This window comes from Proteus sp. G2609 (genome assembly GCF_963896135.1).
GTDB classification, from domain to species: Bacteria; Pseudomonadota; Gammaproteobacteria; order Enterobacterales; family Enterobacteriaceae; genus Proteus; species Proteus mirabilis.
The window spans coordinates 1-7,054 of sequence record NZ_CAWQNB010000007.1; the positions used below are offsets into that span (position 1 = coordinate 1).

The following is a 7,054-nucleotide window of genomic DNA, read 5'->3' on the forward strand; positions in this document are numbered from 1 at the left end:
ACCATCGACGAGGACGGCGTTGTTAAGTGCTCCGTGATATTGAGGTTGTTATCATACTGGAACTTTTCGTCCTGATTACCCCATTGTGGACTGTATTGTGTCTCAGTGATTTGGTCATTGGCATTATAGTGATAACGTGTCTGTCGCCAGCGATCATCTTCAATGCCCACCACATTATAAGCGCGATCATATTGATAACTGCGGTGCACATCCGTACAAAATGGCGGTTGTTGGGGATGGGCTTGTATCGATTGTAAAAACTGTTCGGTGCCTCGCCCTGCTCGTTGATGCGCCAGTAAACCGGTAGCCGTATAGTGACTGGAATTGACAAATCCAGCGTGACTACGGCGTAAATACTCTTGTCCTACCGCGTTGTAGCTAAATTGAAGTGGTGCATGCTGATTGACTTGCAGTGAAGTTAATTCCCCCAGCGCCCCAAAAGCATAATGCAACTCCCGCTCACCAAAACGAGTCAATGCCAGCGTATTATCAGCTTCATTCCATTGATGAACAATCTCTTGTCCATTAATACGTTCACTGCATAAACGACCTTGGTCGTCATACTCAAATTCAACCACCGAGTCAGGATTAGTCGCTTTTATCAATTGTTGACGTGCGTTATAGCTATATTGAGCCGTCGATAAACAGCGGCTTTCTTGCTCATCTTCAAACCATTCGCTTTGTTCAACCACTAAACCACTTTCATTATAGCGCCAACGCAGTTCATGGTTATCCGGATAGCGAGTGGCAATGCGACGTCCTAGTCGGTCATAGCGATAACAAATCTCACGCCCCGTAAAATCAACTTCACGAATGATTTGTCCCGCTTTATCCCGTTCGTAAAGATAAACCTCCCCGTTCGCATTCACCACTTTTTTAAGTCGTGTCAGTGAATCATATTCAAAGCGAATTTCACTGCCGTCAGGGCGTATCATTGCCAGTAAGACATCAAAAGGCCCATAACGATAACGGGTGGTTTTTCCTTCACCATCCGTCACCGCGATAACTCGGCGCTCACTGTCATAGTCTATCTGTTGCTCGACCCCATCGGGTAATAAAATCTTGCTGAGACTGCCGTTGGTACTGGCATGCTCAGTGCTGTATTGATAGCGTGTGGTGTGATTTAACGCATCAGTGTAGTGCAGTAAACGCCCCAATTCATCACTATGATATTCTGTGCTGTGTTGATAAGGATTGGTGGTTTTAATCAGTTGATGTGCAGGGTTATAGTGGTATTGCCATTGCGCACCATTGGGCGTAATGGCTTTGAGCAATTCACCATGTTGGCTATATTCATAGACCTGCTGACGCCCTTGCGGATCTGTCACTATGGTTAAATTGCCATTTTCATCATAGCTTAGCTGCCATTCATCGCCAGAGGGAGATGTGAAGCTAGCAAGTTGACCATACTCATTATATTGGTACTCAATAGAACGTTCATCTGGCAAAATGGTTTGCGCAATATTACCGTCATGATGATAAAGATAATAAGTGGTTTGCCCAAGGGCGTTGGTTTCACTAATTTTTTGATTATTTTGCCATTCTGTGTGTGTTTCGCGCCCCAACGCATCAATTGCATGGGTGACTAATCCCGCATCATTATAATAGTAGTAAGATTGTTCACCTTCATTATTGAAATAGGTGGTCATTTTATGAACATCATCATAAATAAACCCTCCACACCAATAACCTGATGGCGAGCTATTTTTTATAGTACGACCTTGTTTGTCATATTCAAGGTAATAATCGGTTTGGTCTGTATCATGCCAGCGAGACATGAACCCTTCGGCAGTATATTCATGCCACAAATGATTTTGCTGGTAAGCGTCACACTCACTTAAATAACCTTGCTTATCATACCGACAAGTGACGAGTGGTTGATGAATAACTTCATTGGCTAACGTTATTTGACTTAATTGAGAATCGGTATAGTGTAAAAATAGTGTCTCAATACCATTACGAGATAAGCTTATCAATTGATGTTGTTTGTTATAAATAAAATCAACACATTGCTTGTTACGATCTGTAATAGCAGACAAACGTCTATAGCACCCATCAATATAATTAAAATGGTAAGTTAATTGTGTTCGATTATCGAATAGACATATGTCTGCTGTGATATCGCCTGAGAGTAGAACATGTGGGTAATACACATTACGAATACTGAGAGAGTTCTTTGTATAAGGATAGGTAATCTCCGCACCTTCCTCATTGTGATAAATAATATTATCAGATTGGACTTCTAAGTATATTGACCAGTTATCTACCCATTTAGGACCAAATAACCCTGAAGCAGTACTTGTTGAATGATAGGCTCGTTGTAACGAAATAGGTAATAGTCCAGGTAAAAAAAGAACTTGCCATACTTGAATGAAATCACCTGTTGCCACATTAACCGGATCTGATTCACATATTGCTTTATTGTTAGAGGATTTATTGGGTTTAATATTCGTGCTATTTTCACCTTGGGGCTTGGTTAATAGTGGTGTTTCTTTGGGCGGTGGTGTCTCCTTTTTAATCAATCTGGGTAATGCTTTAATACCATGAGTTAATAAACTGGCAACAGCTTTAGCGCCAAGAGCATACTCGCCTATTTCCTCTAATATAGCCCCTGACTCTTGAGCTTGATTATCGTATTTTAAACGCTCAAACTGGGGGAGATTCTCTTCCTTTCGCATCTCTTGTGCCAGTGCAGTCATATTCTCAGCGTATCGTTTTTTACCTTCATCAGACATCAACCATGTTGCAGGTCCATAAGCTTGTGCCTCTAGTTGATAAGATGTACTTACCGCATTTGATCTAGCATAAGCCTCACTCAGACTAATCAAGCTATTAACAAAGTTTTTTCCGCCACCTATCACAGTATCAGGTAAATTTTCACCTCCTATTAATTCTGCCTCATGATAAGATTCATTTCCCATTCTCATCATTTCTTGATAAGACATTTCTTCCGTAAGTTTGTTTTTTTCCGGAATATCCTTAGGAATATTTATCGCATCATTGGCTTTTGGTGATATTTTTTCTTCAGAATAGAGGCGCCCCGGCACATTATTATTATTCATCATGACATCTGAGCCATGGTAAGCTGCAGATTGTCCACAGAAACGCACTGTTGGCGAGCCACTTGTAATAATACAATTTCCAGCACCTAAGCTTGTTCCCGAAATAAGACCACTACCTGCATTTCCTTGTGTTCCTTTAATAACGCTACCTACTGTTAACGTAGGGACGCCATTCACACGCACCGTTGAAACATAGCTTGCCTCAGCGCTGAGTTGTTGAAAACTATCAAACGGTACAATCGCATTACCCACTTGGCAAACATCGGGTCCTGTAGCAATCACACAGTAATCAGCATTCTTATTTCCTACGACTTTTTTGCTCATGATGAATGTCCTTATTACAATTTATAGGCATAAAGCTGAAGCGTGTTTTCTTTTGCTGAAAGTCGCTGTCGATAACGCCAGGTGAGATATAATTTTTGTTCATCAAGAGAAACACATACTGTATCTAATTTTAATAACCCATTAGTTAATTTCTCTGGAACTAGTTGGGGGATCACGACAAAACCGATGCTGGGTAAGATAAGTTCGGTAAGATTGATTTGGGCAAAAAACCCTTTAAGCGATAATGTTTCATTGCCAACAAAAAAATCGTTTTGCTGTTGATCTACTGGAGTACTCATAAAAAAAGCAAAATTAAAATCTGCCGGATAATAAGGTTTTATATTATTAAGCCATTCATCATTATAGGTACCTGCAAATTGTACTCGCTGTTGCCACCATCGATTATATTGCCCATATCCCGCTACTTCCCAAGGTTTATCTACAGATAGAATATGCTCTTTTAAAGGATAATAAATTTGGGGAGCAGGATACTGACGGGTTTTATCCATATCATGGCTATCGTACCAACCAACCCCTATTGGATTTTTATCATTAACTTCCTGATGGCTATTTTTCCCGCCAAAAGCCTTTTCATAAATAAGCGGTAAAGCAGAAATAGGCTGAGCTTCACCCAATGACCAATCACGATGATATTCCCAATAACGAGGTCCACTCAGTATTAATTTTTTATGGATCTGACCAATAGATAACTCTGTTTCCCAGTGAGTAACAGGTGTGTTACTTAAGGTCCGAGCGGTACCAACAATATAGATTTCAGCATGAGGTTTATAAGACACCAGATTAGTTTCATGTACTAAACTGCTATTTTCAGGTGTTGTTCGATAAACATCTGCCATAATTAGCGGAGTTTGCTCATCAGCAATATCGCATTTACCCGTTAAAGGATCAAAATCACAGGTGACTTTAACGACTATTGTTTGCCAGCGCTCATCTTTATATCCTAATTTTTCAAAAGAAAAATGGGGAAAAGGTGTCTGATTAATGACATGTGCTAACATTTTTTCCCCTAATTAATGTCCACGTCTTTCCCTGTAATTTGTACAGGACCTGTAGCTTCAAACTTAAATTCCTGACCATTAATCGTGACATGCCCACCATTATCCATTCGTAGCACACTTGCTCCACAACGTAATTCAATGACTTCACCGACATTGATAGATAATGTTTTGCCTACAGTAATTTTTTTATGTTGGCCTACCGTTTCGCTGTTATCTTTATCTATCGTTTCTGTGCGAGCGCCTTTCACCTGCATCTGTTGATTGTTTTCGATCACTTCAACATGATCGTGTAAAACATGGGTAGTGCGATCATGAAGAACACGGGTATTCATATCCTTCTGCGCATGAAGAAACACCTCTTGCTTACCGCCGGCATCTTCAAAACGCAGTTCATTAAAACCTTCCCCTTTGTGGGTTTGGCTACGGAAAGTGGTTTGTGTCTTATTCTCTGGGAACTTAATCGGTGGTGCGTTACGACCATCATAGGTACAACCGGTAATCATCGGTCTGTCGATATCCCCATTAAGGTAGCTGACCAGCACTTGCGTGCCAATGCGCGGTACCGCAGAAAAACCATAACCATTTCCACTCCAACCCATGGCAACCCGCACCCAGCATGAAGCACTGTGATCGGCACTTCCCCGACGATCCCAATGAAAATGCACTTTCACGGCGCCATATTCATTGACGTAGATTTCTTCCCCCGGCGGTCCCACCACCGTCGCCACTTCATCGCCGTCCGCCGTCGGTTTATAACGATAAGGGGGACGCCACTCTTGCGTGCCCGGAATAAAGGAGACGCTATTCGACAGTTGTGTGCCTTCGCCCCCGCTATTGTCCGCCAGTGGCTGTACACCATGATGGCTGACGCTGATCACTTGCCAGCGATCATTCATCGGCTGATGGGGATGCTGAGATAAGGTGAAGATTTTGCCGGGCATCAGCGCAAAACAGTTTGTTGTCGCTTGCCCCACTTTGCTGCCGTTACGTAATTGCTCAAAGCGCACCTGTGTTAGGGGGCGACCTTCATCGTCTAATTGAAAACGACCATAACTTTCAAACACACTGTGCTGTCCTCCCTGCTCAATTTTGTTTTCATGAGACAACGGATAAGAAGGACGAACAAAGTTGTTGTCTTTATGGATAGTTTCATCCACACACAAATATTCGCCATATTGCCAAGTCATGGCAGTGCTATCGCTGATATCGGTGTCGGCCTGCGGGTTATAGGTGAGGTGAATACCCGCCGTCATCCCCATATGTTCATCGCTGTAAAACAGTTGTTCTTCTTCAAACCAGAAGTTAATGCCCTCTTCAAACGCCAGTCGACACCAAAAATCAAATGCCGATTCGCGTTTTTGGGTGGTGTAGAGACGTTCAGGGTGTAGATCTTCACGGTAGAATTGGCAATCCGCTTTAACATGGGCCTCATCCAATAAGGTTTTTAAGATGGTCGGCACCGATTGATGTTGAAAAATACGGCTGTCTTGATTGAGGGTCATCACCCACATTTCAGGGCGAATATCGAAGTGATACCACGTTTTCACTCCGTCGGTATTGCCTTGTACTGCCCCGGCTAAGATACCGTTGACTTTGCGGATCAACACCCCATCGCGTTTGACCGTTAATGATGAGGCTAAGCCAAGATGGCGCTGAAAATCGATAAAGGGTAAGGCACTGACCGCACTGATGGACAGCGAAAATAGCGAGGATAATCCTTCGGTAAGATTAAATTCGGTGACTTGAAAGGTGTCGTCAGGCAATCCACCAATGGTGCAAGTGAACACCAAACCACTTTCGAGGCTGTCCATGCCTAATGCATCAAGTAACGCCCCATGGGCCGCTTGGAGTGCTTGGTTTTCAGCGAATGTTTGTCCACCGGTAAAACCGCCACCGTGGATCAGGGGATGAGCCGTCACGCGATTGGCCGATGCGCTGGCTGATTGCGTGAGCGAGGCCGCTGCTGAGGCCATCCCGGCCACCTTTTGCGTGGGTGTCGATAGCGTTTCGTTCACTTTGGATTGCACCCTATTTTTCACTTGATTGATGGCTTCATCTTTTAAAACGGATGCCGGGTCAATGGGCGTTGATTTCGGATCTTTGCTAAGCATAATCTGCCTCCATGCAAAAATGGATAAAGAAAAGGGAACAATACAAAATAAGGACGAGCCCCCAAGGACTCGTCATAACGGTATTACGCTTCGAGAGGCGCACGCCAGTCATCCGCACCAGACGTTCCAGCAACAGTGTGCTCCCAGTCAATTTTGCGGTAAGAGAGGGAAACTTCGATAAGTTGCGTGAAGTCGGCTTTAGCCGGATCTTGACAATGAGGCATTTGGCAATCGATGTTCACGATCGTCGCGTCAGTCAGTGTGGTGGTAAAGAAGTGCTCTTGTTTACCTTCAACAGACGTGCGATACCATTTTAACTCAACTTTTGGCAACATTTCGCCGGAAGCCAATGCGTTATACAGCAGAGGAACGGCTTTGTTTAATGCCACGGTAAAACGAAACGGTTTATGCGCACGTTGGCCAGAAGGTTGGCCTGATTGCGGATCAGTCGGAACCGTCACCACGTGAGAAAATTCTTGTACCAACATTTGGTCTTCATGACCTTGTACATAAATGTTGCCGACAGAATCTGCAGTAA

Annotated in this window: 4 protein-coding genes; all 4 read right to left on the minus strand. The window is 43.4% G+C overall.

The annotated features are described in order from the left end of the window. A partial coding sequence (locus AACV01_RS02415; RefSeq protein ID WP_161682353.1) for a DUF6531 domain-containing protein occupies nt 1-3,386 on the minus strand: 3,386 nt, incomplete at its 3' end. Nucleotides 3,387-3,400: 14 nt separating this feature from the next. Further along, nucleotides 3,401-4,405, minus strand: coding sequence for a DUF2169 family type VI secretion system accessory protein (locus AACV01_RS02420; RefSeq protein ID WP_046334767.1), 1,005 nt, complete (start codon nt 4,403-4,405; stop codon nt 3,401-3,403). 8 nt (nt 4,406-4,413) lie between these two features. Further along, nucleotides 4,414-6,516: a type VI secretion system Vgr family protein gene (locus tag AACV01_RS02425; protein ID WP_046334766.1), complete on the minus strand. Its 2,103-nt coding sequence runs from the start codon at nt 6,514-6,516 to the stop codon at nt 4,414-4,416. An 83-nt stretch (nt 6,517-6,599) separates the two neighbouring features. After that, nucleotides 6,600-7,054, minus strand: a 455-nt coding sequence (locus AACV01_RS02430) for an Hcp family type VI secretion system effector (RefSeq protein ID WP_049203880.1), incomplete at its 5' end; no start/stop codon positions are given.

Bases quoted from the DNA above. Each gene is read 5' to 3' on its own strand.
- AACV01_RS02420 (WP_046334767.1), bottom strand. From the start codon at position 4,405: ATGTTAGCACATGTCATTAATCAGACACCTTTTCCCCATTTTTCTTTT.
- AACV01_RS02425 (WP_046334766.1), bottom strand. From the start codon at position 6,516: ATGCTTAGCAAAGATCCGAAATCAACGCCCATTGACCCGGCATCCGTT.